Origin of the sequence: Pseudomonas sp. K8 (assembly GCF_014889455.1) — a bacterium.
GTDB classification, from domain to species: Bacteria; Pseudomonadota; Gammaproteobacteria; order Pseudomonadales; family Pseudomonadaceae; genus Aquipseudomonas; species Aquipseudomonas veronii.
Genome location: NZ_VJWO01000020.1, coordinates 32337 through 52506 on the forward strand (window position 1 = coordinate 32337; position 20170 = coordinate 52506).

13 protein-coding genes are annotated in these 20170 nt (G+C 61.0%); 4 read left to right on the top strand and 9 right to left on the bottom strand.

Going from position 1 to position 20170, the window contains the following annotated elements:
* Positions 1-11: 11 nt before the first annotated feature.
* From INT12_RS15710 to INT12_RS15725, 4 genes are all read right to left on the bottom strand, one after another.
* On the bottom strand, positions 12-6533 hold the full coding sequence (locus tag INT12_RS15710; protein ID WP_226926212.1) for an NEL-type E3 ubiquitin ligase domain-containing protein: 6522 nt from the start codon (positions 6531-6533) through the stop codon (positions 12-14).
* A gap of 62 nt (positions 6534-6595) precedes the next feature.
* Entirely contained in the window at positions 6596-7744 is a 1149-nt protein-coding gene (locus tag INT12_RS15715; RefSeq protein ID WP_193039697.1) for an OpgC family protein, read from the bottom strand.
* 266 nt (positions 7745-8010) lie between these two features.
* Complete coding sequence (locus tag INT12_RS15720) at positions 8011-8295, bottom strand: putative quinol monooxygenase (RefSeq protein WP_017844581.1); 285 nt, start codon at positions 8293-8295, stop codon at positions 8011-8013.
* Positions 8296-8307: 12 nt separating this feature from the next.
* A complete protein-coding gene (locus INT12_RS15725; protein ID WP_017844582.1) occupies positions 8308-9927 on the bottom strand; it encodes an FMN-binding glutamate synthase family protein in 1620 nt (539 codons plus the stop codon).
* 303 nt (positions 9928-10230) lie between these two features.
* On the opposite strand from INT12_RS15725, the gene INT12_RS15730 reads away from it, so the two are divergent.
* Positions 10231-10509, top strand: a complete 279-nt coding sequence (locus INT12_RS15730) for a type II toxin-antitoxin system RelE/ParE family toxin (RefSeq protein WP_193058912.1) — start codon at positions 10231-10233, stop codon at positions 10507-10509.
* Positions 10510-10517: 8 nt separating this feature from the next.
* A complete protein-coding gene (locus tag INT12_RS15735; protein WP_017844583.1) occupies positions 10518-10823 on the top strand; it encodes a HigA family addiction module antitoxin in 306 nt (101 codons plus the stop codon).
* An 80-nt stretch (positions 10824-10903) separates the two neighbouring features.
* On the opposite strand, the gene INT12_RS15740 is transcribed toward INT12_RS15735, so the two are convergent.
* Genes INT12_RS15740 through INT12_RS15755 form a run of 4 tightly spaced genes read right to left on the bottom strand, consistent with a single transcriptional unit; the run spans position 10904 to position 17001 of the window.
* A complete protein-coding gene (locus INT12_RS15740) occupies positions 10904-12295 on the bottom strand; it encodes an ATP-binding protein (protein WP_046485811.1) in 1392 nt (463 codons plus the stop codon).
* Complete coding sequence (locus INT12_RS15745; protein WP_104903844.1) at positions 12292-14106, bottom strand: DAHL domain-containing protein; 1815 nt, start codon at positions 14104-14106, stop codon at positions 12292-12294. The genes INT12_RS15740 and INT12_RS15745 overlap by 4 nt, the downstream gene beginning before the upstream one ends.
* A 10-nt stretch (positions 14107-14116) precedes the next feature.
* On the bottom strand, positions 14117-15103 hold the full coding sequence (locus INT12_RS15750) for a cytochrome-c peroxidase (protein WP_193039694.1): 987 nt from the start codon (positions 15101-15103) through the stop codon (positions 14117-14119).
* A gap of 23 nt (positions 15104-15126) precedes the next feature.
* Positions 15127-17001 (bottom strand): putative bifunctional diguanylate cyclase/phosphodiesterase, encoded by a 1875-nt coding sequence (locus INT12_RS15755; protein WP_046485805.1) that lies wholly within the window; start codon positions 16999-17001, stop codon positions 15127-15129.
* A 257-nt stretch (positions 17002-17258) separates the two neighbouring features.
* Here INT12_RS15755 and INT12_RS15760 point away from each other — a divergent pair, with 257 nt between their 5' ends.
* Complete coding sequence (locus INT12_RS15760; protein ID WP_046384557.1) at positions 17259-18605, top strand: HD domain-containing phosphohydrolase; 1347 nt, start codon at positions 17259-17261, stop codon at positions 18603-18605.
* 48 nt (positions 18606-18653) lie between these two features.
* A complete protein-coding gene (locus tag INT12_RS15765) occupies positions 18654-19067 on the top strand; it encodes an NUDIX hydrolase (protein WP_017844589.1) in 414 nt (137 codons plus the stop codon).
* Between the two features lie 31 nt (positions 19068-19098).
* Here the strand turns inward: INT12_RS15765 and metR are convergent, their stop codons facing one another.
* Positions 19099-20016: a transcriptional regulator MetR gene (gene metR, locus INT12_RS15770; RefSeq protein ID WP_017844590.1), complete on the bottom strand. Its 918-nt coding sequence runs from the start codon at positions 20014-20016 to the stop codon at positions 19099-19101.
* Positions 20017-20170 lie beyond the last annotated feature (154 nt).

The following is a 20170-nucleotide window of genomic DNA, read 5'->3' on the forward strand; positions in this document are numbered from 1 at the left end:
CCTTGATGCGCTCAATCGCGCGGCAACGCGTGAAGGGCGGCGTCCGTCAACTGGCCGATGAGGCGGTTGCGCTCGGCGGTCTGCGTGTCGATCAGCGCTTGCAGGCGGTCGAGGTGTTCATCGGAGTGTTTGTCCGGCAGCTCCTTTTGCAAGAGCCCGATCTTGTAGCGGGTCACTTCCTTGATCGTTAAGAAGGGCGCGGGAAAGCGTCGTTCCAGGTAGTCGAGCCAGAAGTCGCAGGTTTTGTATGCGTTCGCCAGCCCAGGGGAATCCTTCAACCCGCGCAGCATTTGACGCGCCTGTTGGACATCGTTGTCGACCACGCCGTACCCCTCCACTGAATACAACATTTGGTCCGCCTGGACCGGCAGGTTGAATTCCTCGCGCAACATCACCCGATAGAACAGGGTGATTTCGGCGGGGTCCGGCGAACGCCCTTGCGCGGTCAAGCGGCTGATGTGATCGTCGGCGAACTGGTCGAGCTGCTCCAGGTAATACACTTGTTTGGCCAGGCCGAGCAGTTCGCGGTCGATGCGGTTTTCGTCGTATCGAGCGAGGGTCTGATGCACTCGGTGCATGAGCTCCATGTTGTTGAACAGCAGTATGGCGCCGTCGCCACAGGTGCCCGCCGCATGGGTGTTGAGGAACACTTTTTCGCGCAGCTCGGTGGAGTTGCTCAGGCCATCGAGCAGGTTCCAGACCCGGAATGTCAGTTTTTTACGTGCATTTCCAGCGACGGTGTACTCCAGAGACTTGGTCAAGTCCGCCAACACTCTGAAGACATCATCGGGACGGGCGCCTTCATGGCTTGACAGACCGTTCCACAGTTCTCTGGCGCTGTCGTGTTTAAAGGGTTTCAGGTGGACCAGCCAAGGCAAAATGCCGCGTTCGGCGGGCGGCGTGTGGGCGATGCCGGGGAGGGAGCCCCCTACGGCCATGCCAATGTCGACGTGGTATTGCCTAACGCGCTGCAAGGTTTGGGGCGACAGCGGATTGTCATGCAGGAACGTCGAACGATTTCGGATGATGGCTCTGGGGTGGGTAAACACGCGCTCGGGGATGCTGGAGATCTGGTTTTCCTGCAAGTACAGGGTGTTCAGATTCGCGTGATCTGCGGCGCCGATCGGCCATTGTTGGGTATGGGTTGCTCTTAAATCCAAGGTCGAGAGTTGGCTCATTCGCGTGACGTCGAGCGTGATCCCCAGGGGGTTGTAACCCAGGTTGAGGTTTTCCAGGTTGACCATGGCGGCGAGGCGTGCGGCGGACTCCTCGGTTAAAACCAGCGCGTTGCCTTCCAGGTTCAGGCGGGTGAGTTGCGTCATCTGGGTGATGGCGCTCGGTAGCTCGCTCAACTGGCAGTCGATTTGCAGGGCCCGTAAGCCTGGGAAGAGCGCGAGGAATGCATGGCCCGAGGCGGGGAAGCTGTCCCCGGCGATACTCAGGTGCTCGATGTGCTCGAAGCCCCTGAACCCGTTGATAAAGGCCGCCGTGGGCAGATCGATGGTGTCCAGTTGCAGTGTTAATGACTCAGCATGAAACAACCCATCGATGTAGACCTGTGGCGGCTCATCCCGTCGCCAGGCCCTGCGCAGTGTGTTGGCGATATGGCGACGACGGCCCAGATGGAGGCCCAGTGGGTCGGTTTCGTCGTTGTCGGTGTCACGGGGGGTGTCGCTCCAGCGGGTCAGTTCAATGTCCATGAAGCTGTATTCGGCCTGGCGTCGGTCAAGCTCGATCAGGGCGGCCGGCTCATCCAGGTTGAGCCAGCGGATGAAGGCGCGGGCGGTGTCATTGTCGAATCGGGGGTAGAGTTCCTGGACCCTGTTCACCAGGTCCGGCGCGCGATTACCGCCGAATGGCCACAGCCAGTTCCAGACGGGGTACACCAGAAATGAGCGATCCAGGCCCATCGGCGGTTGCAGCCAGGGTTGCAGGTGCGGCAGGTCCAGCAGGCTTTTTATCGCCACGCGCTGGGACAGCGCCAGCTTGGCGATCTGCTCCTGGAGTGGCGCGAGGTCGTCTTCATGTGTGATTCCCAGCGTGCTCCGTTCGGTGTCGGTCAACGTCTGGATGATGGCCGACAGCAGGTTGCTGCCGCTGCCGACGGGCGCGGCGAGAGGCGCTCCTTGTGAGTCGTAGGCGCGGTAGACCTGGTGTTGCTTGACCAGCACTTTTTGGCGCGTCCCGGCCGGGTTGCCGGCGGCTTCGATGCTGGAGCCGCTGAAGTGTCGGTCGCGGACTTCGATGCGCAGGTCGCTGGGCCAGCCGGGCACGGTGTTGAGCAGGTGCAGGATGATCCGGTCGCTGTCCGGGTTGATCAGGTTGTCCAGGTACAAGCCCTCGAAGGCTCGGTTCAGACGCACCTCGTGGGCGGTCAGTCGGGCTGTTTCGCCGAGGCGCAGGCTCACCTTGCCGTGTTCGTGCAGTTGCTTGAGTTCGCGGGGCGTTGCGTGGTCGAGGATGCTGTCGACGGTGTTGTTGGGTAAGTCGGCATGTGCGGCCTTGAAGCGTTCGCGCGCGACGTTGGGGCTGCGGTGCTCGCTCTCTTGGTAGAGCGAATTGAACAGATGGTTGGTTTCTTTCTCGGCGAACTCGACGATTTTTTTCACCAGTTTGAACAAGCGCTCTTCAGCGGAGCTGGGCAATTCGCCCAACAAGGCATTGATCAGCGTGTCGTCGCCGGTGAGTTGGTTCAGTAGTCGGGCGTCCCTGTAGTCCTGCTCGGTCACGAGGATTGTTTCAGCGTTCGGGCCCGCACTGGCCGGGTATTGATAGCGCACCTCGTTCCCGGTGCCGACGATCTGCAGTCTGTGGTTGTCCGGCCATCCCGGCAACGCGGAGATCACCAGCAATTGCAGGGCCGGCTCGGCTTCCTGGGTGTTGGGGTTCACCCGCAGTGCGTTGATGAAGTGTTGAATCTGTTGCTCGATCTTGAAGCGTTTGCAGGTGTCGGCCAACAACGGCGGCACCGGGTGGGTGGCACGGTGTACCTGGCGCAGCACGTGGTCCGGGGTGTCGGTCAGGGCGAGGATTTGACTGGCCCGTTCCTGCGTAAACGCGTAGTCCTCGTGCCCCAGGCGGTGGAATAGCTGGTGGGTGTCCCAGGTCATCGGGTTCTCGCTGGCCAGACGCCAGGTGCCCTGGCCGTTGTGCTCCAGGAGCGGGGTGTCGACACCGATTTTTTTCGGGTGCTTGAGCCGCCATTTGAACAGCGTTTTATCGAAGACGATGCGGAACAGGCTGCCGAACAGCGGCAGGTATTCGTTGCCCTCAATCATGAAGATCCCGTCGGTCCTGGGTTTGAGGCCAGGTGACAGCATTAGGTTGTGTTGGTAGGGCACCAGCGAGCCATTGACCAGGCTGACGTGACCTTGGGGGTTGCGTCGGGCGCTCATGTTGTCCCCCAGGGTTTTGCGCAGGCCCTTGGCGTCGGTGACACTGCTCATGCCCAGTTGTTGACGTTCGTGGGGGTGGAGCACCGAGGCGATGGCCAGGTAGAAGCTGTCTTGGGCGGGTGAGACGGGGATTTCACTGTCGTTGCGGATGTCATAGGCCTGGTAGCGACCGCCGGGGTGCAAGCGCAGGTTGACGGTGAGGTCGTCCGCACCGCTGGGCACGAAGGTCTCGCCCTGGCTGACATCCGTGACCACGAAGGGACGCTTGAGGGTGTCGCGGATCAGCGCGCCGGCAAATTCCCGGGCCCAGAGGTCGGTGTCGGCATTGAAGTCGCGGGGGTTGTACAGGCTGTCGATCACCGCGTCGATGCGCAACGCGGTACGTTGGCGATCGAGTGTTTCAACGAACGCTACCGGCAGGGTGCCACCGCTCAGAAACGCCTCTTGCTGGCGTGCTGTCAGCGGGTGCTCGGCGAGTAATCGCGCAAGGTTGGCGGCGGTCAGGGGCGGATTCAGGTCGCGCAGTTTTTTCAACAGGGGCGTGACGGTAATCAAGGCCGGTGACACCTTGACCGGCAGAAACCGTCTTGCCGCCGGTGCGGCGGCGAGCTCCGCTTTTTCGTAGCCCCAGTAATCGAACAGCGCCGAAAACAGCGCGTGGCGCTCGAGGCTTGCCAATGCGCCAACCTGTTGGCGTACGCTGCTGACGCGCGCGTCCTCGGAGGCGTTGGGTTGGTCCTCTTTACCCAGGGCCGAGTCGCGTGGTTGCTGGCGGATGATCAGTTGAAGCAGGTGCTCGTTGCCCTCGGGGCCGCTGCCCGCGTCGTTGAGGTCTGTGTAGCTGCCATCCTCGCGGCGCTTGAGGTTGATGGCATGGGCGCGTGGGGGTGGTTGCTCGGTTTTGCCGTAGGTCTCGATCCGCGTGCCTTGTGCATCGTGGATATGCAGCAGGGTGTCGGTCGGCCAGCCGTTGAGTTGGGTCAGCAGGCAGAAGACCGTGCTGTCGGCATGCGCCGGCAGTTGGCCGGGTTGGGGGAACCGCTCGATGATTTGCTGGATGACCTGATCGACCTGCAGTCGCCGGGCGCCTTCGATCAGGTTCAACGGTGCCGGCTGGGCGCGCCACACGCGATCCAGCGTATCGCGAGTGGTGGCGGTGCTGCGTAGCATGTGTTCAAGGTCGGCCGACGGGATCGTCGACGCCCCGTTGGGCAGCATGCGTTGCAGCAACTCCGGGTTGGACAGGAGATGGGCATTGTGCAGATCGAAGGTCCAGGCCTGGAGCTCTGGAGCGAATATGATCGCTGGGGTGTAGCCGTCTTTACCGCGTGTGAGTACATAGCGTTTGTGCGCGTCGTCGAATTTGACTTCGATCAGCACGTCCAGCTCGCCCTGGCGCAGTTTGGCGTAGAGGTGACCCTCGACCGTGTAAATGCCCAGTGCGTTGGGGGTGATACCGTTGACCAGGCGCTGGTTGTCGTGGGCATACGGTTGGGCGTCGGCTTTCCAGAGCCCATGGCTGCCGTCGGCGCGCGTGATTTTGTATGGGTTGCCGAGTTTTTCCAGGTACGCGTGCATGCGTTGGCGATGGGCCCTTCCGGCGGTTGAGATCAGCTTGCCGCTGACGGCCAGGTCGGTGACATCGGCCAGCGCCGAGGCAAATCCGCTGGCTTCGCCCTTGGCCAGCTCATTCACGCCCTGGGCGGCGCTGTAGGTCAGGCTGCCCATGACCGCGAGTTGCATGACCCGGTTCATGCCGGTGACGCCGCCGGGCAATGGCGTAAGCAGCATCTGCAGCACTTCACCGGCAATCGCCGCCGCCGCATCTTTGAGGGCTTGCCAGTCTTTTTCCGAGCGGGTTTGCGCCAGTGTGTCGAGGTCTGACTGAAAGCGCTGGATCTGGCGATAGGCACACGCCTGCACCAGGGTGATTGCGCGCCCGGATTTGATGTCGGTGTTGAAGCGGATGTTGTCCAGGGTCTTTGTTGAGAAGGCCAGGTGAAAACCGTCGTACACATAAGCGCCTAACCAACTGAACCCCTTCAGATGCGGCGCTTTGTTGATCAGTGATCTGAACACCGACAGCCCGATCAAGGGCAATTGCCGGGAGAACCAGCCCAGGTCTTTTTTCGCGTGGCTGTCAGTGAGTTGTGTGCGAAACGCGTACTCGGCGGCCTGGGTATCGTCGTGGTATTGCAACGCCCCGCCGGGACGGAAAGGGAAGTAGGACAACACGCCCAGGCTGGCCACGCGAATCAGCATTAAGGGCACGGGGATGCAACTGTCCCAGGGGACGAAGGGCACCGAGATCAGGGGGGTGATACCGGAGCTCAGGTTCAGCGTGTCGAACGGCAATTGCGCACCAGTGCCTTCGATGGCGGCGTTGAGTCGCGTGTAGATCTCCAGGGTGACGCCGGTAGTGGCACGGTTGCGGTAGGCTTCGATTGCGTCGAACAGCAGGCTGGCCTTGGCCGACGCCTCGAACAATGGGCGCAACGGCCCGCCCGGCGCCATGGCGGTACGGGCTTTGTCGCGCAGTTGAGCGCCCAGGTCCAGCGTGCGGGCGGCTTCGATGAAGGCCAGTGCGCCCAGGCTTCTGTCGTTGTCCGGCCCCACGATATAGCTGGCCTCCACCAGGCTGAAACCCGAGTCCCCGTGAATGGAGTGGGTGAAACCGTAGTTGAGACAGGCCGCTTCCCACAGCGACATGTGCTTGAGATGCTCAATGTAATGGAAGTCGTAATGGGCCCGACGATAGCGCGCGGCGGGCAAGGGCACGGTATTGAGCGGAAGGAGCGGCTGCGGCGGGTCCCAGGGGAAGCCCTGCTCCCGTTTCTCCTTGTAGCGGGTGAACAGGGTGTATTGCTCGGGATCGCGCCCGCCGATTTTTTCCCGCAGTTGCGCAAGGCCTTGAGTCTTGAAGTCGCGGGTCAGTGCTTGCTGGGCGTGTTCCAGAGCGGTCAAGGCGCTCAATGCTTCGCGTTGCAACCTGACGTAGCGGGCTTTTTCCTGTGGGTTCAAGCTGCTCATGGCTTGAATCACGTTGTTCTGAATCTGCTCAAGGGCTTGTTGCCGTGACCAGGAACTGCTGGACTGCAAGTTGCCTGATAACCCGTTGAGTCGTTGATAAGTTGACATCAGCCATACCCTTTCACGATAAGTGGAAGGGCATGGAAGCACCGTCGCGAAAACGGCCGGGGCTATCTATTTAATGATGACGTGGGCAGTGCGCGACGCGCTTGCAACCTGCTGTCCAGGCGTTTGTTGAATTCCAGCCAGGTCGCCAGAGCGCCCATCAACACCACGCCTGCCAACGCGCTGAATAGCTGCATGGCCAACGCGTCGCCGGCCAGGGCGTTGAGCATGTCCGCCAGCGGTGCGAGCAGCACGCCGAGACAGAACACCTCCAGGGAATAGCGGCCCATGCGGCAAGTCTGTTGCGCCAGCCAATGGCGGGTCCAGCCGGCATGGGGCAAGAGCTTGGCGGTGACATAAGCCAGCGCCAGGAAGTGCACCAGGCGCACCGGCGACAGGTCGGTCTTGCTGATGGGGTACAGCCGTTCGCTGAGCCACGCGGGCATCAGCGCGTCATGCACCTCGGGCCAGCGCCAGGCCAGCGTGATGATCGCGGCCAGCAGCGAGTAGCCCGCCGCCGCCACAAACAGCGGCTGACGCAGCAGCGCGCGGCGCTCTGCCGGGCGCGGCCGGCGGGCATGAATCGCCGCCGCGCCGCCGAGCACAAACAGCAACTGCCAGGTGACGGGGTTGAAGTACCACACGCCATCGGCAATCGCCCGCAGGTTCCAGCCCATCCACGGCGCCAGCAGGTACACGCTCAACGACACGCCCACCACCGCCCAGGTCTGGCGCAGCAGCAACGGCAGCACCAGCGGCAGCCCGCCGAGCAGCACGATGTACAGCGGCAGCGGGTCCATCAGGTTGGGCTTGAAGCGCAACAGCAATTCATCGGTGAGCGCCTGCTGCGGGTGGGTGACGAAGTGCGTCAGGCCCATCTCTTCGACCAGGTCGCGGGTTTCCACATGGCTGTTGGCGAAGAACACGATGCCCATCAGCATCGCCAGCAAAAAGATATGCACCACATACAGCACCCAGGCGCGCCGCAGGATTTTCAGCGAGGCGATCCAGTAGCCGTCGCGTTGCAGGACGTTGCCGTAGGCCAATACGGCGGCGTAACCGGCGAGGAATACAAACACCTCTGCCGCATCGCTGAAACCGATGTTGCGCAGGGTGATCTGGCCGAGGGGGTTGTGGGGGACGTGATCCCAGAAAATGAAGATCAACGCCAGGCCCCGAAAAAAATCGATGCGCGGGTCGCGTCCGTTCAGCATGGCAGCGGGCTCTTGTACGAAAGGTTTAGTAATGACTGGCGCGCGCGGCTGTTGTCTTACGCCGCACGTCGAGCGGGCGCAGGTTGGCGGTATTTGTAAGCGATTGCAAAGGCTGGGTATTACTGAATGTCTCAATGGCGGCACGGGGGCAACATGGGCCATCGCCAGAAAAATCTGGCGATGGCCGCGAAGTCCCGCAACGGCATGTGAACCTGCTGGTTTCAATAGTGCCGTCGGTGGTCCGCTTCAGCGCGGTAAAGGCTGGGTCAGAATGCGTCCATCAGCAGCACCCTGCAGGGCTTGGCTTGGTGCTCATTGATCTGCGGCACCAGCCGAGTGAAGTGTTCGGTCTGGCAATGGGTATCGAGTGCCGCCTGATCGGGCCATTGCTCGACAAAGATAAAGTGCCCCGGGTCTTTCTGATCGACAAACAGATCGTAGGCGATGCACAGCGGTTCCTGGCGGGTTTTTTCCACCAGTTCGGCGTACCACGGGCGCACCGTGTCCAAGTGTTCGGGCTTGATGAAATCTTCCGCGATGACTTTCAACATATCATGGCTCCCTTACGCCGCAACGACTTCCTGCGGCTCAAAACTATCCGCCCGCGCCATCTGCCACATGCGCGAATAAAACTCGCCGTTCACTTCCCCGGTCAACAATTCCCCAGGCTTGAGGAACACATGCAGCTGTGAGAACAGCTTGATTTCGGTCGCCGACATACGTCGCACCAAATGCTTGGCCGACAATTGCGACGGGTGTTCCAGGCCCGCTGCCGCGAGCATTTCGGCCAGGGCCTTGAGGGTGTTGCTGTGGAAGTTGAACACGCGCTGGGCCTTGTCCGGCACGACCAGGGCGCGTTGGCGCAGTGGGTCCTGGGTGGCGACGCCGGTCGGGCATTTGTTGGTGTGACAGCTTTGCGACTGGATGCAGCCGATGGCGAACATGAAGCCGCGCGCCGAGTTGGCCCAGTCGGCGCCGATGGCCAGCACGCTGGCGATGTCGAAAGCGCTGACGATCTTACCGCTGGCGCCGAGTTTGATCTTGTCGCGCAGGTTCAAGCCCACCAGGGTGTTGTGGACGAACAGCAGGCCGTCGCGCAGCGGCACGCCGATGTGGTCGGTGAACTCCACGGGCGCGGCGCCAGTGCCGCCCTCCTTGCCGTCGACCACAATAAAGTCGGGGAGGATGCCGGTTTCGAGCATGGCCTTGGCGATGCCCATGAATTCCCACGGATGACCGAGGCAGAACTTGAAGCCCACCGGCTTGCCGCCAGACAACTCACGCAATTGGGCGATGAAATGCATCAACTCGATAGGCGTGGAAAACGCGCTGTGGCGCGACGGCGAGACGCAATCTTCGCCCATCAGGATGCCGCGTGTCTCGGCGATTTCCTGGGTGACCTTGTGCTTGGGCAGAATCCCGCCATGGCCAGGCTTGGCGCCTTGGCTCATCTTGATTTCAATCATGCGTACTTGCGGGTTCTGGGCCTGCACCGCGAAGCGTTCCGGATCGAAATGGCCGTCGCGGGTGCGGCAGCCGAAGTAGCCGCTGCCCAGTTCCCAGGTGAGGTCGCCGCCGTTTTCGCGGTGATAGGGGCTGATGCTGCCTTCGCCGGTGTCGTGGGCGAAGTTACCCAGCTTGGCGCCCTGGTTGAGCGCGCGGATCGCGTTGGCGCTCAGAGAGCCGAAGCTCATGGCCGAGATATTGAATACCGAGGCCGAGTACGGCCGCTTGCATTGCGGGCCGCCGACCATCACGCGAAACGAGCTCGGGTCAGTCAACGGCGCGGGGCGCATGGAGTGGCTGATGAACTCGAAGCCCGACTGGTACACGTCGATCAGGGTGCCGAAGGGTTTGTCGGCGGTTTGGTTCTTGGCGCGCGAGTAGACCAATGAGCGTTGCGCCCGGGAAAAGGGCAGGGCGTCGCTGTCGGACTCCAGCAGGTACTGGCGGATCTCCGGGCGAATGCCCTCGACCAGGTAACGGATATTGCCCAGGATCGGGTAGTTGCGGCGTATCGCGTGGGGGCTTTGCAGCAGGTCGAAGAGGCCGAGCAGGCTGAGGGCGCCGGTGACCAGGGTAATGGGCCATAACCATTCATGTTCGACAAAGGGCAGGCTGGCGAGGGTGAACATCACGCATACGGCAAACACCGCGTAGCGGCTTAGCAAGGACAGGCTCATACGGTTACCTTGGGATCGGACTCTTCTGGTCGGTGCGGCATTCTGCGCCAGTAAGGAAACCCTGAACAACCTGTAGGTGCATTCGCTTGGGTCGCATAGACACGGCGGACTGGCCCGATATAGACAGTTGGCGTGAGGCGTTCCGGCCTTACCTCTAAGGCCGTTCCAGTGTCTGGAGCGGCTTTTTTTGACGGCGGCACTGACCGCTCGTCGCCCTCCCTCAGCGCCTATTCAACTGTCGGTTGAATATATCGACAACCCATGTAGAACTGGTCATTAACGAATAACGTTAAGCATTAAGCGATGATCAGAAGCTTTAAATGCGCCGAAACCCCAAAACTGTTTGAAACCGGTCGAACCCGACGTTGCTCCGCTGTCGTTTCCGTGGTGGAACGACAGCTGAGCATGCTGGATGCGGCGGTTGAACTCGCTGATTTTCGCTCACCGCCCGGGAATAGGCTGGAACCGTTATACGGTGGCAGAGAGGGGCAACACAGTATCCGAATCAATGGTCAATTCCGGGTCTGTTTCATTTGGGGGCCTCACGGCCCTGAAAATGTTGAAATTGTGGATTACCACTGAGGTGAATGATGTTTAAGAATGGCATGCGACCTGTACATCCTGGGGAAATACTCAAGGAAGAGTACCTGGAGCCGCTGGGCCTGACCGCAGCCGCTCTCGCAAGGGCGCTGCATGTTTCCGCCCCTACGGTGAATGACATTGTATTGATGCGTCGGAGCATCAGTGCGGACGTTGCATTACGCCTGGCAGTCGCGTTGGAGACATCTGCACAGTTCTGGCTGAACCTGCAGACCGCCTATGATCTGCGCACTGCGGAAATTGCCAAAGGCGCCCAGATTTACAAAGAAGTCGAGAGAGTTGCGCATTGCGCATGAGCTCGTATCGGGTCCTATTCGAACTCGATGGAAAGTTCGGGCGTTGATCCAACCGTTGCGTGATGCTTTTTCGAACGGGCCTACACCGCTGTTTGGCGAATGGGCAGCACTACCCGGAACGTGGTGCCTTTGCCCAGTTCGCTGCTGACGGAGATTTCGCCATGGTGTTTCTTGACGATGCCGTAGGAGAGTGACAGCCCCAACCCCGTTCCTTCGCCCACCGGCTTGGTGGTGAAGAACGGATCGAAGATTTTCAGCTGGGCGTCCGGGGCAATCCCGCAGCCGTTGTCCGCGATTTCCAGCCAGATGTTCTCGCCGTCCACGCCGTCGCTGATGGTTATGGTGCCGCGCTCCGGCCCGATGGCTTGCGCTGCGTTGATCACCAGGTTCATCACCACTTGGTTGAGCTGCGAGGCCAGGCATTCGATTTCCGGCAAGGGCGCATAGTGCTTGATGACGTCGGCTTTGTACTTGAGCTCGCTGGCGACGATGTTCAGGGTCGAATCGATACCTTGTTGCAGGTTGGCCCACTGCCAGGTCTGGTCGGTGTCCACTCGGGAAAAGTCTTTCAAGTCCTTGACGATCTGCGCCACACGGCCAATGCCCTCCTTGGATTCGTGAATCAGCGTCGGAATATCTTCCCTGAGAAAGTCCAGGTCCAGGCGTTGGCGCAGGGCTTGGAGCTGATCGTCGCCGATCGCGGCTTCGGCCTGGCGGTAGGCATCGAGCATCTGCTGCAGCTGTTTGAAATAGCCTTCGAGGGTGCCGAGGTTGGAGGAAATGAACCCTACCGGGTTGTTGATCTCGTGCGCCACGCCCGCGGCGAGTTGCCCCAGGGACGCCAGTTTTTCCGATTGCACCAACTGGCTTTCGAGCTGTTTGCGCTCGTCGATCTCCAGTTGCAGGGCCTGGCTGGTCTGGGTCAGCGCTTGGGTACGCTGTTCCACCAACAGCTCCAGCTGGCTGGTTTGCAAGGATGCGCGGCGGGCCATGTCCCATTTGGCGGTCAGGGTGTTGGCCATTTGCTGGACTTCGATATTGTCGAACGGTTTTTTCAGGATCAGCAGCCGGTCATGGGCACGCAGGCGAAACAGCAGCTCTTCCCAGGAATAATCCGAGTACGCCGTACACACCACCACCTGCAGGTTCGGGTCGACCTTCCACAGTTCTTCGATGGTTTGCGCGCCGTCCCAGCCCTGGGGCATACGCATGTCGACGAAGGCCAGGGCGTAGGGCAGTTGCGCCGCCATGGCCGCCTCGAGCAGTTGTAAACCTTCCTGCCCACCGTAGGCGGAGTCCAGCTCGAACAGCGGGCTTTGCGGTTGTTTGTCGCTGGTGCCGAACAGCGCGGCTTCCATCGCGTCCAGGGCCTGGTTCTGTTCCAGGGGCGGCTTGAGGATCTTGCGGAAATCTTCGTGAATCGAGGGCGTGTCGTCGATCAGCAGAATGCGCCGGTTCGGTGGTTGGTTCATGCGGGGCCTGCAGCATCGTTGAGGGGGATTTGCAAGGTGAACAGCGCGCCTTTGCCCGGACCATCGCTATAGCCGGTAAGCCGGCCATTCATTTCAATCGCCGCCAGGGCGCAGCTGTGCAGACCGAAGCCATGGCCTTCCTTGCGAGTGGTGAAGCCGTGGGTGAAGATCCGCGTCATGTTTTCGGCGGGGATGCCTTCACCTTCGTCTTTGACGCTGATTTGCAGGATGTTGTCCTCTATCGTCTGGATCGACAACGTAATCTGCCGAGGCCGGTCGGTCAGGTTGGACATGGCGTACTTGGCGTTGCTGATCAGGTTGACCATGATCAGCAGCAGCCGGTGTTTGTCGGCCATGATCTGCGGTACGTCGGCGTATTCCTTGACCACCGTCACATGATGGCGATTCAGCGCGCCGGAATTCATGCGCAGCGCGTCGTCCATCAGGGCGCTGACCTGCAAGGGCTCCAGCACGCTGGAAACGCCGGCGTAGGATTGCTGGGTGGAGACGATGTCCTTGATGTGGTCGACGCTTTTGCTCAATTGCGCCAGCTCGTCGGTCAGGCCCTGTTGCTCGACGGCAATGGCTTCCACCAATTGGTTGAGGTAGCCCGGCAGCAGTTTGCCTTTTTCGTCTTCGCGCAGGTAAGTGCCCAGGTCATCGGGGTGTTCGTTGATCAACTGCATGGCCTTGCCCAACCCCAGTGCTTTGCTGGTACGCAGCTTACGGGCGACCAGGTCGGCGGAGATGTTCACGCTGTTGAGCACGTTGCCCACGTTGTGCAGCACATTGGTTGCGATTTCCGCCATGCCGGCCTGGCGGGCGCTGTCGAGCAGTTCGCTTTGCGCATCCCTGAGCTGGCGCGTGCGTTTTTCCACGCGCTGTTCCAGGCTGGCATTGGCGGTGTGCAGGGCGCGGTTGACGCGGTTGATCACGGTGAAACTGCGCAACAGCCTGATGGCCAGGTACAGCAGCAATGCCACCAGCAGGGTGGAGAACACCAGCAAGTAGTTGTGATACTTCTGGTCGATCAGGTCGGCGGCCTGCTGATCCTGGTTGAGGTGGGTGGTCAGTTCGTCCAGGCGTTCGGCCACGGGAACCGCGGCGATGCGTTCCAACAAGGTGTTGACCAGCGGCTGTTCGCGCAGGATCAGCGCGACGTGGTTGCTGAGAATCTCCACCGGCAGGTGGAAGTCGGCCGGCAAGCGTTCTTTGTTCACCGCCAGCAGGTTCAGGCCCAACAGAATCTCAGCCGCGCGGTCGGCACTGGCGACCTGGGCGAACTCCATGCTGCTGAGCAACAGGTCATAGGTGTCGGTGGCCACGCTTTGCAGTGGCAGCCGCTGTTCGTCGTCGAGCCGTGTGAACGCGGCCTGGATATCGTTTTCAGCGGTCGGCAGGAACGCCAGGGAGTTGCGCAGCACGGCGTTATGGGACTTGAACTGGTCGACCAGCCGCGCTTTATCCTGGATCGCCGCCTGACCGGCCTCCAGGCTGGCTTGCCAGCCGGGCAGGTCGTTGGGCGCGTGATACGACTCGTGCTGGCGCAGTTCCTCCCAGATTCTTGTGATCTGCGTCAGCGGCGTCACCAGGGGGTCGTAATTGTGGGTCAGGGCGATTCTGGCCTTGAGCACCTCACTGTCCCACTGCGCGTTGAGCTGCTGCATCTGGCGGATCAGGTCGCGGGATTCGGTGTAATGGCTGGTCTGGTCAGTACTTGATTTGATGTACAGGAACACCAGTATCGATGCCAGCAGCAGGGTCGCGGTGCCCAGTAGTAGTTGGATGACGTAGTGGCGGGAGAGTCTCATGACCGTCTGCTCATAAAGGTTTGCCCGCCCATTGGCCGGTCAGGGTCTTGAGAAACTTGATGATCTGGTCCTTGTCTTCCGCCGAGGGCACGCGCCCCAGTTGGAATCTGAACATCACGTCCACGGCTTCTTCGAGGGTCTTGGCCGAGGCGTTGTGAAAATACGGCGCGGTGACGGCGACATTGCGCAGGCTGGGCACCTTGAACACGTTACGGTCTTCTTCGTCGTGGGTCACCAGATAGCGGCCCAGGTCGGTCTCGGCGGGCGTGCGGCCCTTGAAATAATCATCCATCACGCCGAACTTCTGGAACATGTTGCCGCCGATATTCATGCCTTGATGGCAGGCGATGCAGCCATATTCCTTGAAGCGTTGGTAGCCGTATTTTTCTTCGATCGTGAGGATCTCGGTATTGCCCAGCAAGTACTGGTCGAAGCGGGAGTTGGGCGTGAGCAATGTGCGTTCATACGTCGCCAGGGCATTTTGCACGTTGGCCGCCGTCACGCCGTCGGGGTACACCTGACTGAAGGCGGCCTGGTACTGCGGCATGGCGGTGAGGTTGTCGACCACGGTTTTCCAGTCGCTGCCCATTTCCACCGGGCTGATGACCACTTGTTCGATCTGGGCCTCGAGGGTATCCACCCGACCGTCCCAGAACTGCTTGAAATTCAGGCTGGCGTTGAACACCGTGGGTGTGTTGAGTTTGACCGGCTTGCCATCAAAGCCCAAGGAAAACGGCTTATCGTCGCCCCCGCCCGTTGCCAGTTGGTGGCAACTGGCACAGGACAGGCTGTCATTGACCGACAGGCGTTTCTCGTTGAACAACTGGCGACCCAGCTCAACTGTTGCCGCATCCAGCGGCGGCACCGGCGGCAGCGGTTTGAGCGGCTCATCCAGTGGCGCGGCCACTGCGGGCAGGGCGGCGCCGACCCCGAGGGCGACGGCAAGGCCGAGTGCCCAGGGTGACGGGCGAGGAGAGCGGGTGAGGGGACGGATCAAGCGTTCGTTCCTTGAATAGACAGTCACTGGGGGGGCATCAGGCTGCGTTGCCCGGCTTGCATCAATTGGGCGAATTCAGCGGCCGCCACGGCTTTGCTGAACAGGAAACCCTGGCCCTCCTCACAGCGGTGGGCTTTGAGGAATTCCAATTGCTCAAGGGTTTCGACGCCTTCGGCAATGATGTTCAAGTCCAGACTCTTGCCCAGGCTGATGATGGCACTGATCAGTTGTGCATCCTGGCTGTTTTCGCCCAGGCCGCGCACGAAGGATTGATCGATCTTCAACACATCGATGGGAAACCGGCGCAAGTAACTGAGGCTGGAATAGCCGGTGCCGAAATCGTCGATCGACAGCCGCACGCCCAAGGCTTTGATGTCTTGCAGGGTGACGAGCGTGTCCTCGACGTTTTGCATCAGTACGCTCTCGGTGATCTCCAGTTCAAGCAAACTGGGCGTCAGGCCGGTGCGTTGCAGAATGGCCGCCAGGTTGGCGACAAAATTGCGCTGGCGAAAATCAATCGCCGAAATATTCACCGAGATACACAGTGCAGGCAGGCCGGCGGCGCGCCAGGCTTGTGCTTGCTCGCAGGCTTGGCGCAACACCCATTGGCTCAAGGGCACGATCAGGCCGCTGTCTTCGGCCACGGGAATGAAGGCTGACGGGTAGATCCAGCCGTGATCGGGCTGGTGCCAGCGAATCAGGGCTTCGGCGCCGACGATCCGCCCGCTGCTCAAATCCAGTTTCGGTTGGTAGTGCAATATGAACTCATCGCGCTGCAAGCCCTGCCGGATCGCGCTTTCCAGGCTTTGCTGGGCCTGGGCGCGCAGGTTCATCTCGTTGACGAAGAAACTGAAGTCGTTGGGGCCATGGGCTTTGCTGGTGTGCATGGCGGTTTCGGCGTTCTTGATCAGCTCCACCGCGCTGAAACTGTCGTTGGGGTAGATGCTGATGCCCAGGCTTGCGGTGACACTCAAGTCATGCCCGGCCACATAGTGTGTCGTGCTGATGGCGCCGAGCAGTTTTTCGGCAATGTACTGGGTTTGCTGGGGATGCTTGATGTCGTTGAGGATCAGCACGAACTGGTCGGAGCCGTAGCGAAACACCGAATCCGACGCGCGCACCGTGGCCACCAGGCTTTGGCTGACCTGCTTGAGCATTTCATCGCCGACCGGATAGCCCAGGGCATTGTTGATGCGCTTGAAGCGGTCCAGGCCGATAAACATCACGGCCAACTGGGTGTCATGGCGCCTGCAGACGGCAATGGCCTGCGTCAGCCGGTCGCCCAGCAGGGTGCTGTTGGGCAGTTCGGTCAGGGCGTCGTATTGCAGCAGGTGTGAGACCTTCAGCAGTTCCTGCACGCGTTCTTCGACCGTGCGCTCCAACCCCATCAATTTGAGCGCGGCATCCTGGGCCAGCTGCCATTTCCAGGTCAGCGCGCTGGCCATCTGACGGATTTCCAGGTTGTCGAACGGTTTTTTCAGGATCAGCAACTGGTCGCTGTATTGGATGCGCGCTTCGATGGCTTCGAAGGAATAGTCCGAGTAGGCCGTACACAGGGCGATCTGCAGGTTCGGGTCGACGTTCCACAGTTGTTCGATGGTTTCCAGGCCGTCCCAGCCCGGCGGCATACGCATATCGATGAACACCAGGGCGTAGGGCGCGTTGTCGGCCAGGGCCTGGTTGACTAGGGCGAGGGCTTCCTGGCCCTGATAGGCGGAGTCCAGCACAAAAGTCTGGCGCACGGTGGGGGCGGTGCCGAACAGGGTTTCTTCGATGCTGTCCAGGGACTGGCCGCCTGTGGTATCGGCGCACAGGATCTTGCGGAAATCCTCGTGGATGGAGGCCGCGTCATCGACGATCAGCACCCGTCGATTGGCCCTTCCTGAGCACGGATTCATGGCTGACACCGGGACGCAGGCAACTGAAGATTCTTACGCATCGGGCTTCCTTACCTTGAATGCTTCAATAAACGGGGAACAGTCATGGCTTCATGCTACTAGCATAGTCGGGTCCCTTGAATAAGTACGCCAGTTGGCGTCAAATCACCCTCAGTTACCCCAGCCTGCATCTAGCGCTCATTGCTTATGCAAGTACAGTGATCGATCACGCCGGGGCGCAATGAAGCAACCGAGTACCATCGCCAGGAGGTGTCGCCATGGATGAACAAACTGCTACGACGTCCCCTTACAGACCTACTATTTTGCTGGTCGACGATGAAGAATCGATCCTCAACAGCCTGCGCCGTCTGCTGCGGGGCCAGCCTTATGATGTGCTGCTGGCCAGCAGTGGTGCCCAGGCCCTGGAAATCATGGCTGCCGAGCCCGTCGACCTGCTCATGACCGACGCGCGCATGCCCGCGATGGACGGGGCGATGCTGCTGGCCGAGACCCACCGCCTGTACCCGGCCACCACGCGCATCCTGCTGACCGGCTATGCCGACATGACCATGATGATCAAGGCGATCAACGAAGGTCAGATCCACCGCTATATCAGCAAGCCCTGGAACGACGAGGAAATGCTCCTGACGTTGCGCCAGTCCCTGGAACACCAGCATTCCGAACGCGAGCGCGTGCGTCTTGAGCAGTTGACCCGCGATCAGAACGAGCAGTTGAAGGCCCTCAACGCCACCCTGGAAAAGCGCGTCGAAGCGCGCACCAGCGAGCTGCAGCAAACCGCCGACATGCTCGACCTGGCCTACGACGAGCTCAAGCGCAGCTATGTGACCGGCACCGAAGTGTTTTCGCTGCTGGCCAACCTGCGCCTGCCCAAGCAGAAGCAGACCAACCGCCAGTTGATCGAGCTGATCCGCGTGTACTGCAAAGCCCAGGCGCTGGACGAAGCCAGCGCCCGTGACCTGACCATGGCCGCCGCGCTCTACAACATCGGCAAATTGAGCTGGAGCGACGGCATGATGGCCGTCCCGTCGGAACTGCTGCACAGCAACGACCGCGAACGCTATCGCGCATACCCGGCGCAGAGCGAGTCGTTGCTGATGACGCTCGAGCCGATGAAGGACGCCGCACGGCTGATCCGCCATCACCAGGAGCGGTGGGACGGCACCGGGTTTCCCGATCACCTCAAGGGTGAAACGATTCCCGTAGGCGCGCGCTTGCTCAAACTGGCGGTGGACTTCATCGAACTGCAGAAGGGCCTGATCCTGGAACGGCAGATGAACAGCGATGAAGCACTGCTGTACATCCGCAAGTACGCGGGGCGGCTCTATGATCCGGACATGGTCGAAGACTTCGTCCTGGCCTGCGCCGCGTTCCTCAACGACGTGACCCTGGGCGACCCGAGTGTCAAAGTGCTGAGCACCCGCGAACTGGCCGACGGCATGATCCTGGCGCGCAACCTCAACGCCGATAACGGCATGTTGCTGCTCAATGCCGGCAAAGTGCTCAACTTGCCGCTGGTGGACAAGCTGATCGCGTTTGAAGCCATGGAGGGCGCCAAGTACAGCGTGTTTATCCGCGAACCGGAAGAGCCCCATCTTTTGAGCTGAGGCGATTCATGGGATCATTGTGTCTTTGCATTCAAGGTGATTTTGTCCATGCCAACCACTATCCGTATCGCCGCCGCGCTCCTGATCGGCGGCGACGGCCAGACGTTGCTGGTGCGCAAGCGCGGCACCCAGGCATTCATGCAACCGGGCGGCAAGATCGATGCCGGCGAACAACCGGTCGAAGCGCTGGCCCGTGAGCTGCACGAAGAGCTGAACTTGCGCATCGAGCCGAGCCAGGCGGTCTACCTCGGCCGTTTCTCGGCCCCGGCCGCCAACGAGCCAGGTTTTACGGTGCAAGCCGAACTGTTCCAGGTACGGATCGACGTGCCGGTGACCCCGGCCGCCGAGATCGAAGAAGTGCGCTGGATCGACCCGGCCGGAGACGGCGGCCTGCACCTGGCGCCCTTGACGCGTGAGCTGATCCTGCCGTTTTATCGCAAATCGCTGACCACCACCGCCTGATTGGCGGGTTCCAAGGACTGAGCCGTGCCCCTCAACGCACGGCGCTGACCCCATCCAGTGTGGAAAACGACGTGTCCTTGGCCGTCAGCAGGAAGTCGCGCATGTACGGCGCGTCCAGCATGTCTGCACGAATCCCCGCATACAGCGTCGCAAACAGGCCTTTCTCACCCAGGCGCTTGGCCTTGACGTAACCGCGCGAGCTGTATTCATGCAGCGCCCAATGCGGCATGCCGCAAACACCACGACCGCTGGCGACCAGTTGCATCATCATCACCGTCAGCTCCGAGGTGCGTACCTGGGCCGGTTCGACATCGGCGGGTTCGAGGAAGCGGGTGAAAATATCCAGGCGGTCGCGTTCCACCGGGTAGGTGATCAGGGTTTCGCTGAGCAGGTCTTGCGGCACGATGTACGACTTGTTCGCCAGGGGGTGCTGGTTGGCCACGGCCAGCATGGCTTCGTAGGTGAACAGCGGCACATACGTGATGCCCGGCAGCTCCAGCGGGTCGGAAGTGACCACCAGGTCCAGGTCGCCACGGGCCAGGGCCGGCAGCGGGGCGAAGGCGAAACCGGACGCCAGGTCCAGCTCGACCTCGGGCCAGGCATCGCGGAACTGGTCGATGGTCGGCATCAGCCACTGGAAGCAGCTGTGGCATTCGATAGCCATGTGCAGGCGCCCGGCGGTGCCACCGGCCAGGCGCGCAATGTCACGCTCGGCGCCGCGCAGCAGGGGCAGGGTAGCGTCTGCCAGTTGCAGCAGGCGCAGGCCGGCGCTGGTGAAACGCACCGGTTTGGTCTTGCGCACGAACAACGGCATGCCCAGTCGCTCCTCCAGTTCTTTGAACTGGTGGGACAGGGCGGATTGGGTCAAGTGCAGGCGTTCGGCGGCTTCGACCAGGCTGTCGGCCTCGCGCAAGGCGTGCAGGGTTTTCAGGTGGCGGATTTCCAGCACCATGGTCTCCATGAGCAATATTGATGAGCAATTCGAATAGGGTGAGTTTGTCTCATGTTGCGCGGGCTGTCGACCTGCCGGCCGGCGCACGAGGTTCATATCCCGCCATACATTGCGAAACGGCGCTGGCCCGGAGCCCCGGCGGGCCCCGCGT

Coding starts and splice junctions, on each gene's coding strand:
- INT12_RS15710 (WP_226926212.1), bottom strand. CDS start 6,533: ATGTCAACTTATCAACGACTCAACGGGTTATCAGGCAACTTGCAGTCC.
- INT12_RS15715 (WP_193039697.1), bottom strand. CDS start 7,744: ATGCTGAACGGACGCGACCCGCGCATCGATTTTTTTCGGGGCCTGGCG.
- INT12_RS15720 (WP_017844581.1), bottom strand. CDS start 8,295: ATGTTGAAAGTCATCGCGGAAGATTTCATCAAGCCCGAACACTTGGAC.
- INT12_RS15725 (WP_017844582.1), bottom strand. CDS start 9,927: ATGAGCCTGTCCTTGCTAAGCCGCTACGCGGTGTTTGCCGTATGCGTG.
- INT12_RS15730 (WP_193058912.1), top strand. CDS start 10,231: ATGATCAGAAGCTTTAAATGCGCCGAAACCCCAAAACTGTTTGAAACC.
- INT12_RS15735 (WP_017844583.1), top strand. CDS start 10,518: ATGTTTAAGAATGGCATGCGACCTGTACATCCTGGGGAAATACTCAAG.
- INT12_RS15740 (WP_046485811.1), bottom strand. CDS start 12,295: ATGAACCAACCACCGAACCGGCGCATTCTGCTGATCGACGACACGCCC.
- INT12_RS15745 (WP_104903844.1), bottom strand. CDS start 14,106: ATGAGACTCTCCCGCCACTACGTCATCCAACTACTACTGGGCACCGCG.
- INT12_RS15755 (WP_046485805.1), bottom strand. CDS start 17,001: ATGAATCCGTGCTCAGGAAGGGCCAATCGACGGGTGCTGATCGTCGAT.
- INT12_RS15760 (WP_046384557.1), top strand. CDS start 17,259: ATGGATGAACAAACTGCTACGACGTCCCCTTACAGACCTACTATTTTG.
- INT12_RS15765 (WP_017844589.1), top strand. CDS start 18,654: ATGCCAACCACTATCCGTATCGCCGCCGCGCTCCTGATCGGCGGCGAC.